General features: G+C 72.0%; 19 protein-coding genes. 2 read left to right on the top strand and 17 right to left on the bottom strand.

What is annotated here, in order from left to right:
* Positions 1–79: 79 nt before the first annotated feature.
* From aspS to HNP84_RS49105, 3 genes are read right to left on the bottom strand one after another with little or no spacing between them, the layout of a single operon-like run.
* Positions 80–1,825 carry an aspartate--tRNA ligase gene (gene aspS, locus HNP84_RS49115; RefSeq protein WP_185057046.1) on the bottom strand — a complete coding sequence of 582 codons (1,746 nt, stop codon included), beginning with the start codon at positions 1,823–1,825 and terminating at the stop codon, positions 80–82.
* Positions 1,822–3,099: a histidine--tRNA ligase gene (hisS, locus tag HNP84_RS49110; protein WP_185057045.1), complete on the bottom strand. Its 1,278-nt coding sequence runs from the start codon at positions 3,097–3,099 to the stop codon at positions 1,822–1,824. Before hisS ends, aspS begins: the two co-directional genes overlap by 4 nt.
* A 3-nt stretch (positions 3,100–3,102) precedes the next feature.
* The gene (locus HNP84_RS49105; protein WP_185057044.1) at positions 3,103–3,783 is read right to left on the bottom strand and encodes an MBL fold metallo-hydrolase; all 681 of its coding nucleotides are present in this window, start codon (positions 3,781–3,783) and stop codon (positions 3,103–3,105) included.
* A gap of 140 nt (positions 3,784–3,923) precedes the next feature.
* On the opposite strand from HNP84_RS49105, the gene HNP84_RS49100 reads away from it, so the two are divergent.
* Both HNP84_RS49100 and HNP84_RS49095 read left to right on the top strand, forming a co-directional pair.
* Positions 3,924–4,790 (top strand): peptidylprolyl isomerase, encoded by an 867-nt coding sequence (locus HNP84_RS49100; RefSeq protein ID WP_312927391.1) that lies wholly within the window; start codon positions 3,924–3,926, stop codon positions 4,788–4,790.
* A gap of 54 nt (positions 4,791–4,844) precedes the next feature.
* Positions 4,845–6,074: a DUF349 domain-containing protein gene (locus HNP84_RS49095; RefSeq protein ID WP_185057042.1), complete on the top strand. Its 1,230-nt coding sequence runs from the start codon at positions 4,845–4,847 to the stop codon at positions 6,072–6,074.
* Positions 6,075–7,377: 1,303 nt separating this feature from the next.
* On the opposite strand, the gene HNP84_RS49090 is transcribed toward HNP84_RS49095, so the two are convergent.
* The 14 genes from HNP84_RS49090 to HNP84_RS49025 all read right to left on the bottom strand — a co-directional run bounded on the left by HNP84_RS49090 (position 7,378) and on the right by HNP84_RS49025 (position 23,570).
* Entirely contained in the window at positions 7,378–9,564 is a 2,187-nt protein-coding gene (locus tag HNP84_RS49090) for a RelA/SpoT family protein (RefSeq protein WP_185057076.1), read from the bottom strand.
* A gap of 241 nt (positions 9,565–9,805) precedes the next feature.
* Entirely contained in the window at positions 9,806–10,327 is a 522-nt protein-coding gene (locus HNP84_RS49085; protein WP_185057041.1) for an adenine phosphoribosyltransferase, read from the bottom strand.
* Between the two features lie 85 nt (positions 10,328–10,412).
* Positions 10,413–11,474 carry a protein translocase subunit SecF gene (gene secF / locus HNP84_RS49080; protein ID WP_185057075.1) on the bottom strand — a complete coding sequence of 354 codons (1,062 nt, stop codon included), beginning with the start codon at positions 11,472–11,474 and terminating at the stop codon, positions 10,413–10,415.
* Entirely contained in the window at positions 11,474–13,264 is a 1,791-nt protein-coding gene (gene secD / locus HNP84_RS49075; protein WP_185057040.1) for a protein translocase subunit SecD, read from the bottom strand. The genes secF and secD overlap by 1 nt, the downstream gene beginning before the upstream one ends.
* A gap of 81 nt (positions 13,265–13,345) precedes the next feature.
* Positions 13,346–13,729: a preprotein translocase subunit YajC gene (yajC, locus tag HNP84_RS49070; RefSeq protein WP_185057039.1), complete on the bottom strand. Its 384-nt coding sequence runs from the start codon at positions 13,727–13,729 to the stop codon at positions 13,346–13,348.
* A 246-nt stretch (positions 13,730–13,975) separates the two neighbouring features.
* Positions 13,976–15,013: a Holliday junction branch migration DNA helicase RuvB gene (ruvB, locus tag HNP84_RS49065; RefSeq protein WP_185057038.1), complete on the bottom strand. Its 1,038-nt coding sequence runs from the start codon at positions 15,011–15,013 to the stop codon at positions 13,976–13,978.
* 183 nt (positions 15,014–15,196) lie between these two features.
* Positions 15,197–15,814 carry a Holliday junction branch migration protein RuvA gene (gene ruvA, locus HNP84_RS49060; protein ID WP_185057037.1) on the bottom strand — a complete coding sequence of 206 codons (618 nt, stop codon included), beginning with the start codon at positions 15,812–15,814 and terminating at the stop codon, positions 15,197–15,199.
* Positions 15,811–16,335, bottom strand: a complete 525-nt coding sequence (gene ruvC / locus HNP84_RS49055) for a crossover junction endodeoxyribonuclease RuvC (RefSeq protein ID WP_185057074.1) — start codon at positions 16,333–16,335, stop codon at positions 15,811–15,813. The genes ruvA and ruvC overlap by 4 nt, the downstream gene beginning before the upstream one ends.
* Positions 16,336–16,510: 175 nt before the next feature.
* Entirely contained in the window at positions 16,511–17,689 is a 1,179-nt protein-coding gene (locus HNP84_RS49050) for a GNAT family N-acetyltransferase (protein ID WP_185057036.1), read from the bottom strand.
* 48 nt (positions 17,690–17,737) lie between these two features.
* A complete protein-coding gene (locus tag HNP84_RS49045) occupies positions 17,738–18,490 on the bottom strand; it encodes a YebC/PmpR family DNA-binding transcriptional regulator (RefSeq protein ID WP_185057035.1) in 753 nt (250 codons plus the stop codon).
* Between the two features lie 3 nt (positions 18,491–18,493).
* On the bottom strand, positions 18,494–19,096 hold the full coding sequence (gene pdxT, locus HNP84_RS49040; RefSeq protein ID WP_312927386.1) for a pyridoxal 5'-phosphate synthase glutaminase subunit PdxT: 603 nt from the start codon (positions 19,094–19,096) through the stop codon (positions 18,494–18,496).
* A gap of 163 nt (positions 19,097–19,259) precedes the next feature.
* Positions 19,260–20,924: an alkaline phosphatase D family protein gene (locus HNP84_RS49035; RefSeq protein WP_185057034.1), complete on the bottom strand. Its 1,665-nt coding sequence runs from the start codon at positions 20,922–20,924 to the stop codon at positions 19,260–19,262.
* Positions 20,925–21,189: 265 nt separating this feature from the next.
* Positions 21,190–22,104 carry a pyridoxal 5'-phosphate synthase lyase subunit PdxS gene (gene pdxS / locus HNP84_RS49030; protein ID WP_185057033.1) on the bottom strand — a complete coding sequence of 305 codons (915 nt, stop codon included), beginning with the start codon at positions 22,102–22,104 and terminating at the stop codon, positions 21,190–21,192.
* Positions 22,105–22,559: 455 nt separating this feature from the next.
* The gene (locus HNP84_RS49025; RefSeq protein ID WP_312927384.1) at positions 22,560–23,570 is read right to left on the bottom strand and encodes a DUF3048 domain-containing protein; all 1,011 of its coding nucleotides are present in this window, start codon (positions 23,568–23,570) and stop codon (positions 22,560–22,562) included.
* Between the last annotated feature and the right edge of the window lie 365 nt (positions 23,571–23,935).

The raw sequence follows: 23,935 nt of genomic DNA, 5'->3' as shown, positions 1-23,935 counted from the left end.
TCAGGCCGTTCCGGGCGGGTCTCAGAGCCGTCTTCAGCCCAGGGGGCCCGGCAGGCTCGGCCCTGAGGGCCCGGCAGGCTCAGCCCTGGGGCTCGGCAGCCTTCGGCTTGGCGTCCACGCCGGCCTCCTTGCGCTGCTCGGAGGTGATCGGCGTGGGCGCACCGGTCAGCGGGTCGAAGCCGGAGGCGGTCTTCGGGAAGGCGATCACGTCGCGGATCGACTCGCCGCCCGCCAGCAGCATGCACACGCGGTCCCAGCCGTAGGCGATGCCGCCGTGCGGCGGCGGGCCGTACTTGAACGCCTCCAGCAGGAAGCCGAACTTGCTCTCGGCCTCCTCCTTGGAGATGCCGAGCACGTCGAAGACGCGCTGCTGCATCTCGGCGCGGTGGATACGGATCGAGCCGCCGCCGATCTCCATGCCGTTGCACACCATGTCGTACGCGTACGCCAGCGCGTGGGCCGGGGCGTCCTGGAAGGTGTCGGCCCACTCCGGCTTCGGCCCGGTGAAGGGGTGGTGCACCGCGGTCCAGCCGCCCTCGCCGTCCTCCTCGAACATGGGCGCGTCGACCACCCACAGGAACGACCAGGCCGACTCGTCGATGAGCCCGCAGCGGCGGCCGATCTCCAGCCGGGCCGCGCCCAGCAGCTCGCGGGTGGGGTTGAGTAGGCCCGCGCCGAAGAAGATCGCGTCACCGGGGGCCGCGCCGGTCTTGGCGGCCAGCCCGGACAGCTCGGCCTCCGACAGGTTCTTGGCGACCGGCCCGCCGAGGGTGCCGTCCTGCTGCACCAGCACGTACGCCAGCCCGCGCGCCCCGCGCGACTTCGCCCATTCCTGCCAGCCGTCGAGCTCCTTGCGCGTCTGGGAGGCGCCGCCCGGCATGACCACGGCCCCCACGTAGGGCGCCTGGAACACCCGGAAGGAGGTCCCGGCGAAGTACTCGGTCATGTCCACCAGCTCGCACCCGAAGCGCAGGTCGGGCTTGTCGGAGCCGAACCGGGACATGGCCTCGGCGTAGGTGATGCGCGGCAGCGGGGTGGGCAGCTCGTAGCCCAGGATGTCCTTCCACAGCCGCCCGATCAGCGCCTCGCCCAGGGCGATCACGTCGTCCTGGTCCACGAAGGACATCTCGATGTCGATCTGGGTGAACTCCGGCTGCCGGTCGGCGCGCAGGTCCTCGTCGCGGTAGCACTTGGCGAGCTGGTAGTAGCGCTCCAGGCCGGAGACCATGAGGAGCTGCTTGAACAACTGCGGCGACTGCGGCAGGGCGTACCAGTTGCCGGGCTGGAGGCGGACCGGCACCAGGAAGTCGCGCGCGCCCTCGGGGGTGGAGCGGGTCAGCGTCGGGGTCTCGACGTAGACGAACCCGTGCTCGTTCATCACCTGGTTGGCCAGGTAGGTGGCCCGGGACCTGATCCGCATCGCGTCGGCGATCTGCTGGCGGCGGATGTCGAGGTAGCGGTACTTCAGCCGCGCCTCCTCCGAGACGCCCGAGCCGCCCTCGATCGGGAACGGCAGCGGGGCCGACTCGCTGAGCACCTCGACCTCGCTCGCCACGACCTCGATCTCGCCGGTCGGCAGGTCGGGGTTCTCGTTGCCCGCCGGGCGTACGCGGACCTCGCCGACGACCTTCACGCAGTACTCCGAGCGCAGGTCGTGGGCGTGGTCCTCCTCGCGGAAGACGACCTGGGAGGAGCCGGAGGCGTCACGCAGGTCGATGAAGACGACGCCGCCGTGGTCGCGGCGGCGCGCCACCCAGCCGGCCAGCGTGACCCGCTGCCCGGCGTGTTCCCTGCGAAGTGATCCCGCTTCGTGCGTGCGGATCATATGCTCAGCTTCTCCTTCAGTGTCGTGACGAGTCCGGCGAGCGGCACGGCCGTCTGCTCGCCGCTGGCAAGGTCCTTGAGCTGCGCTTCGCCCGCGGCGAGGTCGCGCTCGCCCAGGATCACGGCGAAGCGGGCGCCGGATCGGTCGGCGCCCTTCATGGCGCCCTTGACGCCCCGGCCGCCGAAGGCCATGTCGGCGGGCACGCCCGCCCTGCGCAGGCCGGTGACGAGCCCGAACATCACGCGCCGGGCGTCCTCGCCGAGCGGCACGCCGTACACGCTCACCCGGCCGGCGGCGCGCTCGCCGTCGTCCTCGGCCAGGCCCTCGGCCTCCATCGCCAGGACGGTGCGATCGACGCCGATCGCCCAGCCGACGCCCGGCAGCGGCGGGCCGCCGATCATCTCGCTCAGCCCGTCGTAGCGGCCCCCGCCGCCCACGGCCGACTGCGCGCCGAGGCCGCCGTGCACGAACTCGAAGGTGGTGCGCGTGTAGTAGTCCAGGCCGCGTACGAGGCGCGGGTCGTCGGTGTAGGCGACGCCCTCGCCGCTCAGCAGCGCGCGCACCTCCTCGTGGTACGCCTTGCACGCCTCGCACAGGTGGTCGGTGACCAGCGGCGCGTTCTCCAGCTGGGCGCGCACCTCGGGGCGCTTGTCGTCCAGCACGCGCAGCGGGTTGAGCTCCACCCTGGCCCGGGTCGCCTCGTCCAGGTCCAGGCCGCGCAGGAACTCCTGCAGCGCGGCCCGGTAGGCCGGGCGGCACTCCTTGCACCCCAGCGTGTTCAGCAGCAGCTCGACGCCGGTCAGGCCGAGGGCGGCGTAGCCGTCGAGGGCCAGCATGATCACCTCGGCGTCGAGCGCCGGGTCCTCCGCGCCCAGCGCCTCCACGCCCACCTGCGAGAAGTGACGGTAGCGGCCCTTCTGGGCCCGCTCGTAGCGGAAGTTGCTGCCGGAGTACCACAGCTTCACCGGAAGCTGCCCGGCGTTGTGCAGGCCGTGCTGCAGCACCGCGCGCAGCGTGCCCGCGGTCATCTCGGGACGCAGCGTGATCGACCGGCCGCCCTTGTCCTCGAAGGTGTACATCTCCTTGGTGACGATGTCGGTCGACTCGCCCACGCCGCGGGCGAACAGCGCGGTGTCCTCGAACGTCGGCGTCTCGATGTAGCCGTAGCCGGCGCGCCGCGCCGGAGCGGACAGCGCCTCGCGTACGGCGAGCGCGCGCTCGGAGCGCGGCGGCAGCCAGTCGAAGGTGCCCTTGGGCGCCTGGAAGCTGCTCATGTTCTAGATCCCCCTAGCGGGACCGGCGGGCGGCGTCGCCTCCGCGAGATACGGGTTGGTGGCGCGCTCGCGGCCGATCGTGGTCTGTGGTCCGTGGCCCGGCAGCACTACCGTCTCATCCGGCAGCCGCTCGACGGTGGAGGCGAGGCTGCGCAGGATCGTCGGGAAGTCGCCGCCCGGCAGATCCGTGCGGCCGATGGAGCCGGCGAACAGCAGGTCGCCCGAGAACAGCACCTTCTCCTCGGTCAGCCCGAAGGTCACCGACCCCCTGGTATGGCCGGGCGTGTGATCGACCCTGATCCGCAGGCCCGCGAGGTCCAGCACGGCGCCGTCGGACAGCTCGCGCACGTCGTCGGGCTCGCTCAGCTTGATGCCGCCGAAGAGCTGCGCGGAGGTGACGCCGAAGCCCTTGGCCGGGTCGCTCAGCAGGTCGCGGTCCTCGGGGTGGATCCAGGCGGGGACGTCGCGCGCGCCGCAGACCGGGGCCACCGACCAGACGTGGTCGATGTGGCCGTGGGTGAGCACGACGGCGACGGGCTTGAGCCGGTGCTCGCGCAGCAGGTCGTCCAGACCGGGCACGGCGTCCTGGCCGGGATCGACGATCACGCACTCCTCCCCGGCCGCGGGGGCGACGACGTAGCAGTTGGTCTGGAAGGACCCTGCGGGAAAGCCGGCGATCAGCATCTGCCTCAGTTGATCTCGTCAAGAATGCGGATGGGAATGTAACCGAAGGGTACCGGTGCGGGTCGCCGGGCTGCGAACCATTACCCATGGGCCGATACGATTCGCCCACCTCAGTTAGTTCGCACAGGGACCCTCGGAGGGTGACGGCAGTGGCAACCGGCAGGGAGCGCCAGAAGCAACTGGCACGTGAGCACTACGAGCGTCAGATGAAGCGCCGTATGGAACGCCAGGCCAAGGCCAGGCGCACGGCCGTCGTCGGCTCCACCGTGGGCGTGCTCGTCGTGATCGGCGGCGTGGTGGCCGCGACCGTGCTGATCGGCGGCGGCGAGCCGGAGAGCAACGCGGCGGCCTCGCCCTCGGCGGCGCCCACCGAGTCGGCGCCGCCCCCGGTCACGCCCACCCCCATCGACGCCACCAAGGTGACGTGCGAGTACCCCAAGGAGGACAAGGGCGCGGTCAAGGACGTCGGCACTCCCCCGGCCAAGCCCGACCTGAAGGCCGAGCGGATGACGCTCAAGACCAGCCAGGGCGAGATCGTGATCGACATGGAGCCGACGAAGGCGCCGTGCACGGTCAACTCCTTCGCTTTCCTGGCCAAGAAGAATTACTTCGACGGGACCAAGTGTCACCGTCTGGTCACGCCCGAGACCGGCGGGCTGGCGATCCTGCAGTGCGGCGACCCGCTCGCCACCGCCGACGGCAAGGGCGAGAAGGATGGTCAGGGCGGTCCTGGGTACCGCTTCAACGACGAGTACCTGGGCGGCATGCAGTACGGCCGCGGCGTCGTGGCCATGGCCAACAGCGGCCCGAACACCAACGGCAGCCAGTTCTTCCTCATCTTCGGGGACGAGACCAAGCAGTTGCCGCCGCAGTACACGCCGTTCGGTACGGTCAGCAAGGGAATGGACGTCCTCGACAAGGTGGCCAAGGGTGGCTTTCTCGCGGATAACCAGTCACCTAAGGTGGGCGTCGAAATCAAAGACGTGACAATCTCTGGCAAGAGCTGACGTAATAGCCACATAGAGCAGCGCGACGAGAACTATCGAGTGCGGGAGGACACGGTGAGCACCGACCCGTGGGGCCGGGTAGACGACGACGGCACCGTCTACGTGCGTACGGCTGAGGGCGAGCGGGCCGTCGGGTCCTGGCAGGCCGGTGAGCCCGAAGAGGCACTGGCCTACTTCCATCGCAAGTACGACGAGCTGGCGACCCAGGTGGAGCTGCTGGAGCAGCGGCTGCGCGGCACCGACCTGCCGCCCGCCCAGGCCGAGGCCAGCATCGTCAAGCTGCGCGAGGCGGTCACCGACGCCCACGCGGTGGGCGACCTGGACGCCCTGCTCGCCAGGCTCGGCTCGCTGACCGAGCTGGTGGCCAAGCGTCGCGAGGAGGTGCGCGCCGCCCGCGACGCGGCGCGCGCGGAGGCCAGGGCGGTCAAGGAGCGCATCGTCGCCGAGGCCGAGCGCATCGCCGAGGACGCCACCCACTGGAAGGCCGGCGGCGAACGGCTGCGCCAGCTCGTGGAGGAGTGGAAGGCCGCCGACCGCATCGACCGGGTCACCGAGGCCGCGCTGTGGAAGCGGCTCTCGGCCGCGCGCACGGCCTTCGCCAAGCGGCGCAAGGCGTACTTCGCGGGGCTGGACGAGCAGCGCGAGGGGGTGCGCGCGGCCAAGGAGCGCATCGTCGCCGAGGCCGAGGCGCTGGCCGACTCCACCGACTGGGGCGCCACGGCGTCGGCGTACCGGGAGCTGATGCGGCAGTGGAAGGCCGCCGGCCGCGCCTCCCGCGAGGCCGAGGACGAGCTGTGGGCCCGCTTCAAGGCCGCCCAGGACCAGTTCTTCCAGGCCCGCTCGGCCGTCTTCGCCGAGCGCGACGCGTCGCTGCGCGAGAACGCCGAGGCCAAGGAGCTCATCCTGGCCGACGCGGAGAAGATCCTCCCGGTCACCGACGCCCGCGCCGCCCGCGCGGCCCTGCGGCACATCCTGGAGCGCTGGGAGGCCGTCGGCCCGGTCCCGCGCGAGATGCGCGACCGCCTGGAGGGCGGCCTGCGCCGCATCGACGACGCGGTGCGCAAGGCCGAGGAGGCCGAGTGGAAGCGCTCCAACCCCGAGGCCCGAGCCCGCGCCCAGGACACCGTCAACCAGCTCCGCCGCTCCATAGAGCAGCTTGAGGCCCGCCTGGCCAAGGCCCGCGCCGCCGGCAGGGAGAAGGACGTCAAGGAGAGCGAGGAGGCCCTGACCGCCCGCCGCTCCTGGCTCGAAGAGGCCGAACGCACCCTGGCCGAGTTCAGCTAACCCCCGGGCCGCCCCTCCAGCGGCCCGGGCCCAGCCCTCTCCATCCCATCCCGGCGCCCGACGCACGACGCCGACGGCACACGACTTCCGCCCGCGCAGGCCCCCTCCCCGCACGCCCCTCCGTGCCACACCGCTCGACCACGCATCCCGCCTCCCCCGCATGCCCGGAATCCGGGCGTCGCGGGGCCGCTTCCACGTGAGGCACTGCCGGAAGGAGACCGGCGCCGGAAGCGGGCCCCTGGGCGCGGCCACCGGCCCGGCTCGCACGCCGATCAGGCGGTGCTGGGGACCGTGTCCGCGCCCGTGGTGTTGAGGTGTGCGTGCCAGGCGGGTGGTGCTGAAGGCACGAGCATGCGGATACGCCGACGCGTTTGACCTTGGGTCAGGGCAGGCGAAGGGCCGAGCAACAGTGGCCCACCCGCGCCCTGTGCGCGCGCCCTCTGTGATGGCCGGGCCCTTGTGGGGCTTCGGGCCCTTGTGAGGGCCGGGCCCTGTGTGAGGGCCGGGCCCTGTGTGAGGGCCGGGCCCTTTGTGAGGGCCGGGCCCTGTGTGGGGGCCGGGCCCTCCGTGCGCCGCACCCGCACCCCCAGGCCGTGGGAGCACCTCCCGCCGCGTGAGCATTCGCACGGCACACTGGCGCCCCCGGGCCACGGAACCCCCCGCCGCACCGCACCCGATGCCTGGCCGAACGACCCACGCCGTGCAGGCACCCCGCGCCATGCGCACACCACACGCCCTGCGCACACAGACGCCCCATGGCCCGCCCGAGCCCTGCGCGAGTGCCGCGCCCATGGCCCGCCCGCGCCCCGTGCCCGTGCCGCGCCCTCTGTGGGGGCCGGGCCCTGTGCGCCGCACACCGCGCGCACGCCGCGCCTGCACTCCAGGCGGCGCGAGCACCTCAGGCCGCGAGCTCCTCACGTAGCGCGAGAACCAGCACGGCACACCCGCGCCCCAGCCCACGGGAGCACGCCCGCCGCACCCCGGGCCGCGCCCCCCTGCATCCCACCCGATGCCGCGCCAGCACCCCACGCCATCGACGCACCCCGTGCCCTTCGCCCCCCCATGCGGGCACCCCACGCCCCGTACGCACCCCAGGCCGCGCGGGCACTTCACGCCATGCGCGCGCCGCGCCCTGTACGCACGCCGCGCCCTGCCTGCCGGCCGGTGCCGACGGGGCCCGCGCCGCCCATTCCAAGGGACGGCGGTGGCGTGGCCCGTCCGCGCTCCCCGGGGCACAGCCGTCAGGGCGGCGGCGTTCCGGGCGCCGTGGCGGGCCTGGGGTGTGGGCGGGGTGCCGCTCGCGTCAGCTTGTCACTCTGTAGACGTCGTAGACGCCCTGGACGTTGCGTACGGCCTTCAGGACGTGGCCCAGGTGTTTGGGGTCGCCCATCTCGAAGGTGAACTTGCTGACCGCGACGCGGTCGCGGCTGGTGGCGACCGAGGCCGACAGGATGTTGACGTGGTGGTCGGACAGGCTGCGGGTGACGTCGGACAGCAGGCGGGGGCGGTCCAGGGCTTCGACCTGGATGGCGACCAGGAAGACCGAGTCGTCGCCGGGTGACCAGCTCACCTCGACCAGGCGGTCGGGCTCGGCCTTGAGCTGCTCGACGTTGGGGCAGTTGGTGCGGTGGACCGACACGCCGTGGCCGCGGGTCACGAAGCCGACGATCTCGTCGCCGGGCACGGGGGTGCAGCAGCGGGACAGGCGCACCCACACGTCGGGGTCGCCGGCCACGATGACGCCGGCGTTGGCGCCCGAGCGGGGGCGGCCGCGCAGCCGGGTGGGGACGGCGGTCTCGGCGATGTCCTCCTCGGCGCCCTCGACGCCGCCGATGGACTGCACCAGGCGTTGTACGACCGTCTGGGCGGCGATGTGGCCCTCGCCGACGGCGGCGTACAGGGAGGAGACGTCGGGGTGGCGCATGTCACGGGCGAGCGCCAGCAGCGCCTCGCCGGACATCAGCCGCTGGAGCGGCAGGCCCTGCTTGCGCATGGCGCGGCCGATGGCCTCCTTGCCCGCCTCGATCGCGGTCTCGCGGCGCTCCTTGGAGAACCACTGCCGGATCTTGTTGCGGGCGCGCCCGCTCTTGACGAACTTCAGCCAGTCGCGGGACGGGCCGGCGTCGGGCGACTTGGAGGTGAAGATCTCGACGGTGTCGCCGTTGCCGAGCCGCGACTCCAGCGGCACCAGCCGCCCGTTCACCCGGGCGCCGATGCAGCGGTGGCCGACCTCGGTGTGCACGGCGTAGGCGAAGTCGACGGGGGTGGCGCCCTCGGGCAGCGCGATGACCTGCCCGCGCGGGGTGAACACGTAGACCTCGGAGACCGACAGGTCGAAGCGCAGCGACTCCAGGAACTCGCCCGGGTCGGAGGTCTCCTTCTGCCAGTCGAGGAGCTGGCGCAGCCAGGCCATGTCGCTGGCGGGCTTGACCTTGCCGCCCGCGGACCCGGCGGCGTTGACCTCCTCCTTGTACTTCCAGTGCGCCGCGACGCCGTACTCGGCTCGGTGGTGCATCGCGTGGGTGCGGATCTGCAGCTCCACCGGCTTGCCCTCGGGGCCGATGACCGTGGTGTGCAGCGACTGGTACATGTTGAACTTGGGCATCGCGATGTAGTCCTTGAACCGGCCGGGCACCGGGTTCCATCGCGCGTGGATCGTTCCCAGGGCCGCATAGCAGTCGCGGACGGTGTCGACGAGCACTCTGATGCCCACCAGGTCGTAGATGTCGTCGAACGCGACGTCCCTGGCGATCATCTTCTGGTAGATCGAGTAGTAGTGCTTGGGCCGGCCCTTCACGGTGGCGCGGATCTTGGCCTCGCGCAGGTCGGCCGCGACCTTCTCGATCACCTCTTGCAGGAACAGGTCGCGCCGCGGCGCCCGCTCCGAGACCATGCGCGCGATCTCGTCGTAGCGCTTGGGGTACAGCAGCGCGAAGGCGAGGTCCTCAAGCTCCCACTTGATGGTGTTCATGCCCAGGCGGTGGGCGAGCGGGGCGAAGATCTCCAGCGTCTCGCGCGACTTCTGCTCGCGCTTGTGGGGCGGGAGGTAGCGCATGGTGCGCATGTTGTGCAGCCGGTCGGCCAGCTTGATGATCAGGACCCGGATGTCGCGGGACATCGCCACGACCATCTTGCGTACGGTCTCGGCCTGCGCGGCGTCGCCGAACTTGACCTTGTCCAGCTTGGTGACGCCGTCCACGAGCAGCGCCACGTTGTCGCCGAAGTCGGCGCGCAGCTCCTCCAGGCTGTAGGCGGTGTCCTCGACGGTGTCGTGCAGCAGGGCGGCGCACAGGGTCTCGTCGTCGGTGCCCAGCTCGGCCAGGATCGTCGCCACGGCCAGCGGGTGGGTGATGTACGGGTCGCCGCTCTTGCGCTTCTGGTCGCGGTGGTGGTAGGCCGCCACCTCGTACGCCCGCTCGATCAGGCGCAGGTCGGCCTTGGGGTGCGTCGCGCGCACCGTGCGGAAGAGCGGTTCGAGCACCGGGTTCATGGCCCCACCCCCAAAACGCGAGAGCCGGCGCCGCGGCGCGGGCGCCGGTTTCTCCTCGGCGGCGTCGGACACGGCCGGGCCCGGATCGCCGCCCTGGGCGGCGACCGGCTCGGGAACGTCGCCGTCGGAGGTTACCTCGGGCACGACCACATCACGGGGCACACAGACTCCTCGCGTTCGAGTCCAGATCCCCTCAGTGTATCTATCGCGGGAGATGAGGGGTCCGGTCCCCCGGAGCCGATCAGACGATCACGAGGGAGCGCAGGTCGACGTCGTCCAGCTTCTCCCGGCCACGGAGGAAGGCCAGTTCCATGAGCACCGCCGCGCCGACCACCTCGGCGCCGGCCCCCCTGACCAGTTCGATCGTCGCTCGGGCGGTGCCTCCGGTGGCGAGCACGTCGTCGACGATGAGGACTCGGTCGCCGGGGGCGAAGGCGTCGCGGTGCACCTCGATCACGGCGGAGCCGTACTCCAGATCGTAGGACGCCTCGAAGGTTTCGGCAGGCAGTTTGCCCTTCTTACGTACCGGGACGAAACCGGCGCCCGCCCGGAAGGCGACCGGGGCGGCCAGGATGAAGCCGCGCGCCTCGATGCCGACCACCTTGTCGCAGCCCTGGCACAGCCGGGCGAGCTCCTCCACCACCGCCGAGAACGCCTCGTGGTCGGCGAGCAGCGGGGTGATGTCCTTGAACAGCACGCCCGGCTTGGGGTAGTCGGGCACGTCCCTGATCCGGTCCAGGATCAGCTTGCTCAGCTCGGTCATATCGTGCCTATCACGCGAATCCAACGCGAACAGCCACGGCGCCCCCGCCCCTCACCCGCGGCGAGGGGCGGGGGCGCCGGCGGCACTACTTCTTCCTGCGCTTGGCGGCGGCGGTGCCGACCGGCTCCCGCTTGTCGTCCTTCTTCTCGTCGTCCGCGCCCGGGGCCGCGTCCTTGGCCGCGGCGCCCTTGCCGCCGGTGCTGGCCAGCCGCCTGGCGATGGCCTGGTACTTGGGCTCGCGCTCCTTCAGCGTGACCAGCATCGGCGTGGCCACGCACAGCGAGGAGTACGTGCCCACGATCATGCCGACGAACAGGGCCAGCGACAGGTCCTTCAGCGTGCCCGCGCCGAGCAGCGTGGTGCCGATGAACAGGATCGCGGCCACGGGCAGGATCGCGACCAGCGAGGTGTTCAGCGAGCGGATCAGGGTGTGGTTCAGCGCGTTGTTGGCGGCCATCGAATAGGTCATCTTGGAGGTCGTGCCGAGCTTGGCCGTGACCTCCTTGATCATGTCGAACACGACGACCGCGTCGTACAGGGAGTAACCGAGGATGGTCAGGAAGCCCAGCAGCGTCGCCGGGGTGACCTCGAACTGCGACCAGGCGTAGACGCCCGCGGTGATCACCAGGTCGTGGATGAGCGCGACGATGGCGGCCAGCGCCATCTTCCACTCGAAGGCCATGGTGAGGTACAGGATGATCGCCACCATGAAGACGCCCAGGCCGATCATCGCCTGCTCGGAGACCTCACCGCCCCACGAGGCCCCGATGACCTGGATGTCCACCTGGTTCTGCGGGATGCCGTACTCCTGCGCGACCGTCTTCTGCACGTTGGTCACGCCGGAGGCCGACAGGCTCTCGGTGGTCACCCGCCACCGGTCGCCCGCCGTCTGCACGATCACCTGGTGCGCGCCCGCCTCCTGGACGGTCTCGCGGACCTGCTCGATGTTGGCCGTGGGCGCCTTGAAGGAGAAGACCGAGCCGCCCCGGAACTCGATGCCGAAGTTGAGCCCCTGGATCACCAGGCCGGCGATCGAGACGAGCAGCAGGAGGGCGGACAGGCCGTACCACAGCTTCTGGCGCCCGACGAAGTCGACGTTGACCTCGCCGCGGTAGAGACGGCGCCCGAGACCACCGATGCCCGACATCATGCCTCCTGCGGGGTGGACGTGGCGCTCGCGGGCTGCCGGCTCATCCGCTCGGCGTCGAGGCCGGACAGCTTGTGGCCCTTGGCGAAGAACTTCAGCCTGGCCAGCAGCGCGACGAACGGCTTGGTGAACATGAACACCACCACGATGTCGATGAGGGTGGTCAGGCCCATCGCGAACGCGAAACCGGCCACACCGCCAACCGCGAGGAAGTACAGCACCACCGCGGCGATGAACATCACCGCGTCGGCGATCAGAATTGTACGCCGCGCCCGCACCCAGGCCACTTCCACGGCCGCGCGCAGCGACCGCCTGCCCTCCTTCATCTCGTCGCGGATGCGTTCGAAGTAGACGATGAAGGAGTCGGCGGTGATGCCGATCGAGACCACCAGGCCGATGATGTGGGGCAGCGACAGGCGGAAGCCGGCGTTCTCGCCCAGGATCACCACGGCGGTGTAGGTCAGGATCGTGGCCACGCCGAGGCTGAGCACCGACACGATGCCGAGGCCGCGGTAGTACAGCAGCGAGTAGACCACCACGAGGGCGAGGCCGATGCCGCCGGCGATGAGACCGCCGGTGAGCTGGTCCTGGCCCAGGGTGGAGGAGACCTCCTCGATCGAGCTCTTCTCGAACTTCAGCGGCAGCGCGCCGTACTTGAGCTGGTTGGCCAGCTCGGTGGCGGTCTCCTGGTTGAAGGTGCCGGAGATCTGCGCCCGGCCGCCGGTGATGGGCTCCTGGATGACCGGGGCGGAGATGACGACCCCGTCGAGGACCACCGCGACCTGGTTGCGCGGGGCGGCCGAGTTGTAGGCGGTCGTGGTGATCTGGGACCACTTCTGCGTGCCGCTGCTCTTGAAGTTGAGCTGCACCAGCCACTCACCGGTGGTGGGATCGACGCCGGAGTCGGCGCCGCCGATCTCGGTGCCGACGACGGACGCCTTGTCCAGGATGTAGCGGGCCGAGCCGTCCTGGCTGCAGGCCGCGATCTGCTTGGCCGGGTCGTCCTGCGCGCCCTGCCCGCGGTCGGCCTTGGTGCAGTCGAGCGCCCGGAACTGGGCCATGACGGCCGGGTCGATGCCGGTGGTGTCCTGTCCGGCGAGCGGGTCGTCACTGGCCTGCGGCGTGGGGGTCGGGGTGGGCGTCGGAGTCGCCTTGCCCTTGTCGCCCTTCTTGCCGTTGTCGGCCTTCTTGCCGGTGGTGGCCGTGGGGGTCGGCTCGGCGGCGGGCGAGTTCTGCGGGGAGGGGTTCGCCTGCCCGCCGGCCTCCTGGGCCGTCTGCCGGCCCGCCTGCTCGGTGAGCGCGGAGGAGACGGCGCGGCCCGCGGGGCTGGCCGAGGTCTGCGGGGCGGCGCTCTCGCGCGCGGACGGCGTGGTGTCGGGGGTCGTCTGCCCCGACCCGCTCGGCGTGGCGCTGGGCGTGGGCGCGGTGGTGGGCAGCTCCTGCGTCGTGGACGCCGCGACCGCGAGCACCTGGCGGAACCTCAGCTCCGCCGTGGTGCCGACCAGGGCGACGACCTCCTCCTGCCCCACACCGGGAACGGAGATGACGATGTTGTCCCCGGAGCGGGCGACCTCGGCGTCGGAGATGCCACTGCCGTTCACCCGGTCGCGGATGATGTTGACGGCTAGGTCGAGGCTCTCATCCGAAGGGTCCTCGCCATTGGCGGTGATCGGTGACAGCGTCACCGTGGTGCCACCCGCGAGGTCGAGGCCGAACTGCGGGAGGAACGCCTTCTGCAGGAGCATCGTCCCGCCCAAGGCGAGGATGAGCGCCACGAGCAGCAGGAGCATACGCCCCGGCCTGCTCGGAGTACTGGTCGGTCGGGCCACTGGTCGTCGATTCTTTCGGGTAAAGGGTTTTCTGTAGCCTAGTCAGGACTTCTTGGTGCTGGAGTCCTTCTGCTCGCCGTCCACGGTGTCGGCGGGCTCGGCGGTTCCGGCCACAGTGTCGTCCTTCTCCCCCTCGCCGTCGGCCGCCGGCGCCTCGGCGTCGGTGACCACCCGGCCGATCGCCGCCTTGACCCAGCGGGTCTCGACCCCCGGGGCGATCTCCAGGATCACGTCGTCGCCGTCGACGGCAACCACGTCGCCGAACAGGCCGGTCGTGGTCATCACGCGCGCCCCCGGCGCCAGGGAGTTCTGCATGCGGAGTTGTTCCTGCTGCCGCTTGCGCTGCGGCCTGATGAGCAGGAAGTAGAACACCACTACCAACAAGATCAGCGGCAGGAACGAGGTTAGCGCGTTGTTGCTGCCCACGATGGGCCACCTTCCATGAGGGATGAACCGGCGGTGACGCCGGGGAATCTATGCAATGCGACCGCGCCGCTAGCACGTCAGCCTACACAGCCAGCCAAAGCTGGGAGTGTAGGCGGCGCCGCGGAACCCGGCAACGAACTCACGACGCGGCGCGCGGGAAAGTTCCCGCTTCGAGATGCTTGTCACCGATCCGTGACCACCTCTTTGCCAGACGGTTGACACCCCTGTTACGGCCTCTGCTGAAAATTACACACCCCCGCCCGGCGAAGCGCCGAACGCGGTGGGCGGAGGAGAGAGCCCCAGGTGGGTCCACGCCGCCGCGGTGGCGACCCGGCCGCGGGGGGTGCGGGCGATGAGCCCCTGCCGCACCAGGAACGGCTCGGCGACCACCTCGACCGTCTCGGGCTCCTCGCCCACGGCGACGGCGAGGGTGGACAGCCCGACGGGCCCGCCGCCGAACTTGTGCAGCAGCGCGCCGAGCACGGCCCGGTCGAGCCGGTCCAGGCCCTCGGCGTCGACCTCGTACAGGTTCAGCGCCGCGGCCGCGGTCTCGCGGCTGACCTCGCCGCCCGCGCGCACCTCGGAGAAGTCGCGTACGCGGCGCAGCAGCCGGTTGGCGATGCGCGGGGTGCCCCGCGAGCGCCTGGCGATCTCGCGCGCCGCGTCGGGCGGCAAAGTGACCCCGAGCAGCCGGGCGGAGCGGTAGAGCACCTGCTCCAGCTCCTCGGGGGTGTAGAAGTCCATGTGGGCGACGAACCCGAACCGGTCGCGCAGCGGCGCGGGCAGCAGCCCGGCCCTGGTGGTGGCCCCGACCAGGGTGAACGGCGCGATGTCGAGCGGGATCGCGGTGGCGCCCGGCCCCTTGCCGACCACGATGTCCACCCGGAAGTCCTCCATCGCCAGGTAGAGCATCTCCTCGGCGGGCCTGGCCATGCGGTGGATCTCGTCGATGAACAGCACCTCGCCCTCGGCGAGGGTGGACAGGATCGCCGCCAGGTCGCCCGCGCGCTCCAGCGCGGGGCCGGAGCTGAGGCGCAGCGGGGCCCCCAGCTCGGCCGCGATGATCATGGCCAGGGTGGTCTTGCCCAGTCCAGGGGCCCCGCTCATCAGCACGTGGTCCGGCGGCCTGCCCCGGCGCAGCGCGCCTTCGAGCACCAGCGAGAGCTGCTCGCGCACCCGCCCCTGCCCGATGAACTCGCTCAGCCGCTTGGGCCGCAGCGCCGCCTCGATGGCCCGCTCGTCGCCGTCGGCGTCGGGCGAGACCAGATCGCGTTCCAGGCTCACATCCGCCTCCCGTGGCTCGACCCGGACCGGGCGGGGCGCGCCGCGCGCGCGGACGCCCGCGCTCCGCGTGCGCCGGCGCTCGGCTCGCGGTGACCTCGGACGGCGTGCCGCCGCCGGTCACCGGTCGCCGGGCGGGAGTGCGGGACGCGAGCGCGGGGGGCGGAGGTCGGCATGGGGGTCAACCTAGCGGCTCAGCGTGCGCAGCGCGGCCTTGAGGAGGGCCGCGATGTCGGGGCGTCGGCCCTCGGCCAGGGCGGCGTCGGCGAGCGGGGCGACCTCGGCGACGGCCTCGTCGGCGTCGCGGGCGGTGTAGCCGAGGCCGACGAGGCCGGTGTGCACCTGCTCGCGCCAGGCGGGGGCGGCGGCGCGGCCGTTGGCGACGGCGGCGGGCACGGGCTCGGGGGCGCCCAGTTTGTCCTTCAGCTCCAGGATGATGCGCTGGGCGACCTTCGGGCCGATGCCGGGGACCATGGTCAGGGCCTTGACGTCGCCGGCGGCCACGGCCACGCGCAGCGCGTTGGGGGCGTGCACGGCGAGCATGGCCAGTGCGAGCTTGGGGCCGACCCCGGCGACCCGCTGCACCGCCTCGAACAGGTCGCGCTCGTCGGCGTCGGCGAAGCCGTAGAGGGTCAGCGACTCCTCGCGCACGACCAGGGACGTCGCCAGCCGGGCCGGCTCGCCCACGCGCAGGGAGCCGAGCGTGGCGGGGGTGCAGTGGACGAGCACGCCGACGCCGCCGACCTCGACCACGGCGGTGCCGGGTCCGATCGCGGCGGTGCGGCCCGACAACGAGGCGATCACGGAGTCCTCCCTCTCGCCCTGGCCAGGGCGTCGGCGAGGCGGTTCTGGGCGCCGCCGCGCCACACGTGGCAGATCGCCAGCGCGAGCGCGTCGGCCGCGTCGGCGGGCCTGGGCATCGCGTCGAGCCGCAGCAGCCGGGTGACCATGGTGCCGACCTGCTGCTTGCCCGCGGTGCCGCTGCCGGTGATGGCGGCCTTGACCTCGCTGGGGGTGTGCAGCGCGACGGGCAGCCCGCGCCGCGCGGCGCACACGATCGCCACCGCGGCCGCCTGCGCGGTGCCCATGACGGTGCGTACGTTGTGCTGGGCGAAGACCCGCTCGACCGCGACGGAGTCGGGGCGGACGTCGTCGAGCCACTGCTCGATGCCGCGCTCGATGGCGACCAGGCGGGACCCGATGTCGTCGTCGGCCGGGGTGCGCACGACGCCGACCGCGACGAGCGACAGCGGCGCGCCCGGCCGGCCCTCGACCGCCCCGAGGCCGCACCGGGTCAGCCCCGGATCGACCCCGAGCACCCGCATCTCGGGCAACCGCACCCGCACGCCTCCCCACCCGCGGCGCATGCGCCGCGAACCCGGCCCCAACGCCCGGCCGAACATCTGTTCGGGGGCGACTTTACCGTGATCCGGGCTCCCCCGCACGCCAGACACCCGTACTCGCCGGGAAAGCCGGGGCACCAGCGACGCGGGGCCGGGGTCAGAAGTAGTCGAGCATGTACGGCGTGGCGCGGAAGGCCGCGTCGAGCCCTTCGTCCAGTTCCGGCGAGCCGCCGCGGAGCAGCCCGGCCCGGCGTAGCGTGGCGGCCGGCACCCCGGCGTACAGGGCGGAGATCCCGTTGACCGTGAGGCGGGCGGAGTCGCCGGCGGACGGCGCGGCCGTCAGCGCGCCACGGCCGCCGGAGACGGTGAGCCGCCACTCCCCCATGCCCGCCACGGCGATGGGCGCGTCGAGGGCGAGGCCGGCCGGGAAGCCGCGGGCGGCGACGGCGGCGGGGAGGTCGATGACGCGCAGCATCCAGCGGTCCTGCTTGACCGGCTCGTACCGTACCTCGCCGAGCAGCCAGAACACCGGGTCGTCGGGGGCGACGGCGGCGCGTACGGAGCGGGCGACCGAGGAGGCGGTGCCGACCAGGGCCCACAGGGCCCGCGCGGTGGGCTCGGAGGCGGCCACGAGGTTGTCCACCTCGATGTCGCCGCCGTCCCACCGGTAGATCACGTAGCCGTCGCGGGCGGCGTACATGAGGTCGTCCTCGTCCTCCAGCCACAGCCGCCAGGTGGCCTCGTCCCAGCAGACCGGCCCGGAGGCGCGGGAGGCGGCGTGCGCGCGGTGCAGGACCGCGGCGACCTCGGCGGCGTCGCCGGGGCCGAGCCTGCGCAGCTCGACCTGCTCACCGCCGTGCTCACCGCCGTGCTCGCCACCCTGCTCACCGCCGGGACGGATCGTGCGCAGGCCCTCGGCGGGCAGCTTGACGATGTTCCTGATCCCGGCGTGCTCCCAGCCGAGGGAGCGGTAGATCGGCGTGGTGGCCGGGTAGAGGGCCGACAGCGGGTAGCCCAGCTCGGCGCAGCGGTCCAGGGCCGCCCGCACCACGAGGCGTCCCACGCCGCGCCCGCGGTCCTCGGGGGCCACGGTGACCCCGGCCAGGCCGCCCATCCGTACGGGGCGGCCGTGCCACCACTGCACGAAGTCGGCGACGCGCGCCGTGGCCACCAGGCGCGGGCCGTCGAACACGCCGAGGAAGCGGCCCGCCTCGGCCGCGGGGGTCACCAGGCTGCGCCAGCGCTCCCGGTCGCCCGGGGACAGCGGCCCGAACGCGCGCCACCTGTTGTCGAGCGCGGCGTCGAGGTCGCCGGGCGTCAGATCACGAATGTCCACGACGCCCCAACCTACGCGGTCCGCGCGCCGGCGACGCGCGGACCCGGATCAGCCGAGCTTGGCCAGGACCTCGTCGGAGACGTCGAAGTTGGCGTAGACGTTCTGCACGTCGTCGCTGTCCTCCAGGGCCTCCAGGAGGCGGAAGACCTTCTTCGCGCCCTCCTCGTCGAGCGGCACGTTCAGCGACGGCAGGAACGACGCCTCCGCCGACTCGTAGTCGATGCCGGCGTTCTGCAGCGCCGTGCGCACCGCGACCAGGTCGCCCGCCTCGCAGACCACCTCGAAGGACTCGCCGAGGTCGTTGACCTCCTCAGCGCCGGCGTCGAGGACCGCGGTCAGCACGTCGTCCTCGGTCAGCTCGCCGGCCTTGGGCACGATCACGACGCCCTTGCGGTTGAACATGTACGACACCGAGCCGGGGTCGGCCATCGAGCCGCCGTTGCGGGTCATCGCGACGCGCACCTCGGAGGCCGCGCGGTTGCGGTTGTCGGTCAGGCACTCGACCAGCACCGCCACGCCGCCGGGCGCGTAGCCCTCGTACATGATGGTCTGCCAGTCGGCGCCGCCCGCCTCAAGACCGCCGCCGCGCTTGCGGGCGCGCTCGATGTTCTCCAGCGGCACCGAGTTCTTGCGGGCCTTCTGGATCGCGTCGAACAGGGTCGGGTTGCCGTCAGGATCGGGGCCACCGGTCCGCGCCGCCACTTCGATGTTCTTGATGAGCTTGGCGAACAGCTTGCCGCGCTTCGCGTCCAGCGCCGCCTTCTTGTGCTTCGTCGTCGCCCATTTGGAGTGGCCGGACATCGCCTAGCGCTCCCTACCGTCTCTACGAACCATCTCAACAAAGTACGCGTGCACCCGCGCGTCCCCGGTCAGCTCGGGGTGGAAGGACGTCGCGAGCAACGGCCCTTGACGAACCGCGACGATCCTACCGCCGGGTTCGGCGCGGGCCAGCACTTCGACGCCGGTCCCGACCGATTCGACCCACGGCGCCCGGATGAAAACGGCGCGGACCGGGCCCTCGCCGGCGAAGTCGACGTCCTCCTCGAAGGAGTCCACCTGGCGGCCGAACGCGTTGCGGCGCACCACCATGTCGATGCCGCCGAAGGTCTGCTGGCCCGGGACCCCGTCCTCGATCCGGTCGGCGAGCATGATCATGCCGGCGCAGGAGCCGTAGGCGGGCATGCCCTCCTTGATCCGCAGCCGCAGGGGTTCGAGCATCTCGAACGCCTCGGCCAGCTTCCAGATCGTGGTGGACTCCCCGCCCGGGATGACCAGCGCGTCGGCCTCCGCCAGCTCGCCGGGACGGCGTACGGCGGCGGCGCGGGCGCCGGCGTCGGTCAGCGCGCGCACGTGTTCGCGCACGTCTCCCTGCAGGGCGAGCACCCCGATCACGGGCACACTGGTCACAGGCCATCCTTAGGGGTCGGTTACCGAGGGTATACACGGGATCAACGCCCGCCCCGCCGACAATCTTCCCAGATCATGCCATGGCACTCCGCGCCCGGACGGCGAAGGGGCCCTCCCGGCACTGGGAGGACCCCTTCGCGGACGGCGGCGGTGAGGGGGCGCGTCAGGGGCGCTTGGTCTCCCAGTCCACCGTCTCCTGGATGGTGTCGATGGCCGCGCGGGTGGTCGCGGAGGGGTCCACCGGCCGCAGGTACGTCTGCTGCACGCCGGGCACCCGGTCCTCGATCACGAACGTCGCCTTCACGTGGGCCTCCGCGCCCGGCTGGGTCACGAACGGCACGACCTTGAAGTCGGCCGTGATCGCGTCCTTCTCGATCCGGGTGAGGACGTAGCCGCGCTGGTTGTTGTAGAACTTCAGGTGCGGGTTGATGGCCAGGAACGGGTGCGTGGCGGGGTCGGAGTCCGCGCCGTCGCCGCCGGTGCTGATCGAGGTGGCCACCAGCTCCGAGCCGACCGTGGCCGAGGTGGGGTCGTCGTAGTCGAGCTTGAGGTCGCTCGCCCAGTGCGCGTGCACGTCGCCGGTGAGCACCACGGCGTTGCGCACGCCCGCGTCCACCCAGCCCTGCGTGATGCGCCGCCGCGAGGCGACGTAGCCGTCCCAGGCGTCCTGGCTGGTGACCTTGGCGGGCCCGGCGTTGTTGTCGCGCTGGGCGAAGAACACCTGCTGGCCCAGGATGTCCCAGCGGGCCGAGGAGCGGCGGAAGCCGTCCAGCAGCCACTCCTCCTGCTCGGCTCCGGTGATCGAGCGCGCCGGGTCCACCGCAGCCGGGCAGTCGCGGTAGCCGTCGCCGCACCCCTGGTCGTCGCGGTACTGCCGGGTGTCCAGCATGTGGAAGGTGGCCAGCCTGCCCCAGGTGATCCGCCGGTAGAGCTGCATGTCGATGCCGCGCGGGATCGAGGTGCGGCGCAGCGGCATGTTCTCGTAGTACGCCCGGAAGGCCGCCTCGCGCCGGGCGAGGAAGTTCGGCTGCGGCACCTCGGGCCTCTCGGGCACCTCGTCGGCCCAGTTGTTGTCCAGCTCGTGGTCGTCCCACACCACCGCCCAGGTCGCCGCCGCGTGCGCGGCCTGCAGGTCGGGGTCGGCCTTGTACTGCGCGTGCCGCTGCCGGTAATTGGCCAGCGTCTCGGTCTCTGGGCCCTCGTGGTGGCGGATGTTGCCGCCGGGGATGGTGTAGGTGTCGCGGGTGTACTCGTACTGGTAGTCGCCCAGGTGCAGCACCAGGTCGGGGCGCTCCTCGGCGAGCCTGCGGTAGGAGGTGAAGTAGCCGTGCTCGTACTGGGCGCAGGACACGAACGCCATCGTCAGGCCGCCGCCGTACATGCCGGGGTGGGGCGCGGTGCGCGCCCGGCCCGCGGGTGACAGGTGCGGGCCGGCCTTGAACCGGTACCAGTACTCGCGGTCCGGCGCCAGCCCTTCCAGCTCGACGTGGACGCTGTGCGCCCACTCGGTCCTCGCCGGCGCGGTCCCCCGCCGCACGACCCGGCGGAACCCCTCGTCCGCGGCCACCTCCCACTGCACCGGGATCGTCCGGTCCGGCATCCCGCCCAGCCCGTCCTCGGCGAGCGGCTGGACGGCGAGCCGGGTCCAGATCACGAACCCGTCCCGGGAGGGGTCGCCGGAGGCGACGCCCAGCGTGAACGGATCACCGGCCAGGGGCCCGCGCCGCCGCGCGTCCGCCGCCGCGACCCCCGGCACCGCGGCCACGGCTCCGGCCGCGATCCCGGCGACGCCCGTGACCAGAAACGACCGCCTGGTGAGCGGGGACATGAGCGACCTCCAGAGCGATCAAGCATCGGGACGTCCCGCAGCTTGTCGGAGGCCGATGTCCAGAAAGTTGGCTTCCGGTGGCCATTGACCCAACTTGACGGCACTTTTACGGCACAGCCAAGTTCTTGGTCGGAACACGCACTGTCCCCGACCCGACACGAACGCCGGGCACTGGCGCGCGCCCCCGGGGAGGGTCCGGGGCCGGGGGCGGAAAAACGGAGCCCGCCCGTGCGGGGCACGGGCGGGCTCCGGTGAGACGCGTGGGCTACCAGCCGCGCTCGGCGAGGCGGTGCGGCACCGGGATGTCGTCCACGTTGATGCCGACCATGGCCTCGCCCAGGCCGCGGGAGACCTTGGCGATCACGTCGGGGTCGTCGTAGAAGGTGGTGGCCTTGACGATGGCCGCGGCGCGCTTGGCCGGGTCGCCGGACTTGAAGATGCCGGAGCCGACGAAGACGCCCTCGGCGCCGAGCTGCATCATCATGGCGGCGTCGGCCGGGGTAGCGATGCCGCCCGCGGTGAACAGCACCACCGGGAGCTTGCCGTCGCGGGCCACCTCGGCGACCAGCTCGTACGGGGCCTGCAGCTCCTTGGCCGCGACGTACAGCTCGTCCTCGGGCAGCGAGGTGAGACGCTTGATCTCGGCGCGGATCGTGCGCATGTGGGTGACGGCGTTGGAGACGTCGCCGGTACCGGCCTCGCCCTTGGAGCGGATCATGGCCGCGCCCTCGGTGATGCGGCGCAGCGCCTCGCCGAGGTTGGTCGCGCCGCACACGAACGGCACGGTGAACTTCCACTTGTCGATGTGGTTGGCGTAGTCGGCCGGGGTGAGCACCTCGGACTCGTCGATGTAGTCGACCCCCAGCGCCTGCAGCACCTGGGCCTCGACGAAGTGGCCGATGCGCGCCTTGGCCATGACCGGGATCGACACCGCGGAGATGATGCCCTCGATCATGTCGGGGTCGCTCATCCGCGACACCCCGCCCTGCGCGCGGATGTCGGCGGGCACGCGCTCCAACGCCATGACGGCCACGGCACCGGCGTCCTCGGCGATCTTGGCCTGCTCGGGGGTGACGACGTCCATGATGACGCCGCCCTTGAGCATCTCAGCCATACCGCGCTTCACCCGGGCGGTCCCGGTGACGGCGGTCTGGGTGACTTCGGGGCTGCTGCTGGACACGGGTGTTACCTCACGAGGGCGCCGACGGATCGATCCCCTCCATGTTAGGCGCTGATCCACCTATCCCCGGACATGCCACCTTGTCGTGGTTCGTCCCCGATTGTGGACAGATTGTACGGCCACGGCCGCTCCGCCCGCGCCTGTCTGGCGGGCGACCTGCGCAGGCGAGCGGGTGCCCGCGAAAAGGGCGCGGTGACGGGGTTGTGGTGGTTTGGGCGCGGGTCCTGTCTGGACCGGTGAAGGGGTCTCTCCAGGAAGACGGATGGCGGGCGACCTGCGCAGGTAACCGGGCTCCGGCCAACCGGCGCGGTGACGGGGTTGTGGTGGCTTGGGCGCGGGTCGTGTCTGGAGGAGGAGCGCAGGGAGCGCAGCGACCGGAGCGACGAGGGAAGACACGACCCTGCAGAGCGCCCAAGCCCGCCCGTGCGAAGCACGGGCCATGAACACAGCAATAATCAGGGCTGGACTGGCTTGGGGGCGGCCAGGACGACCCAGACCTGGCCCTTGGCGAAGGGCATGGGGTCGCCGGACTCGGTGGTGAAGGTCGTGCCCTCCTTCTCCGAAGGGCGGGACCACTTGGCCTTGTACGCCTTGCCGTCGCGCAGGACGACGGCGCGGCCGGTGCCGGTGGTCTTGATGAGGGGGGTGTAGCTGTCGTTGACGTCGTGGAACTGGGAGCGGGTGGTCTTGGCGTACTGGACGACGATGGTGGGGGCGCCGAGCTGGCCGCCCTCTGCCGCCATGTCGCGCTTGCCGTCCTGCCAGATCAGCCAGCGCTTCTGCGTCTCCGACCAGCCGAAGGTGAAGCGGGCGGCGGGGTATCTGACGCTGAAGGTCTTCCTGGGCACGCCGCCCTCGGGGGCCTCGCCGAAGACGAAGCCGATGTCCTTGGCCTTGGTGGCCTGGGGGGCGGCGGCGAGGAGCTTGCGGGGGCTGGCCACCAGGTTGTACGGCGCGACCCGGCCGGGCTCGCGGGCGTACGCCGAGCCGGCGGCGCTGTCGGAGACGTCGAACAGGGACGCCTTCTGCACGTAGGGGATCATCTTGGTCTGCACCCCGGAGTACGCCAGCGCCGGCTTGCCGAACATCGGCAGGATGTGCAGGTCGGAGATGCGCGCCGAGCGTACGGGGCCGACCTTGGCCGGCAGGCGGGAGGAGTAGATGGCCATCAGCCGGGTCAGGCCGCCCTCGACCTGCTCGACGTAGACGATGTCGGCGCTCTTGAGGCCGATCTGGGGCTTGCCCGCCGCGGTGTTCTCGATCTTGACGGCGAGCACCGGCTTGCGGGCTGCGGTCGCGGCGCCGGTGAAGGGGTGCTCGGGCGGCTCCGAGGGCGTCGGGGTGGCGCTCAGGGGCGCCGCCTGCGGGTTGGTGCCCGGGGCCGGCTCGTCCGACGAGCATGCCGCCGCGGGGGCCAGCACGGCGGCTCCGGCCAGCGTCACCACGATCAACCGGGATACCCGCACGACGCATCTCCTCCGTTTCGGGTGATAAGCAGGCATGAGCTTACCGACGACCCGGTAAGAACCTGTTCAAAATGCCCGACGAAGGTCACGAAGTCTGCCAGAGACCTCCACTACCCGCAAAAGCCGCCGTCAGTCGGGCCGTCGGGGGGCCTGGCCGGGGGTGTCGGGCAGGCACGGCCGGAGGGTCGGGCGGGCACGGCGGGGGCGTCGGGCGGGCTCGGCCGGAGGCGCCCGGCGGGCACGGCCGGGGGTGTCGGGCGGGCACGGCCGGAGGGTCGGGCGGGTCGGGCGGGCCCGGCCGGGGGTGTCGGGCGGACCCGGCCGGAGGCGCCCGGCGGGCAGGCCCGGGGGAGGCGGGCGGGCAC

Origin of the sequence: Thermocatellispora tengchongensis, assembly GCF_014202315.1 — a bacterium.
Lineage (GTDB): Bacteria > Actinomycetota > Actinomycetes > Streptosporangiales > Streptosporangiaceae > Thermocatellispora > Thermocatellispora tengchongensis.
Note: the sequence above shows the minus strand (reverse complement) of the source record. Positions and strands in the feature narration are given on the sequence as shown.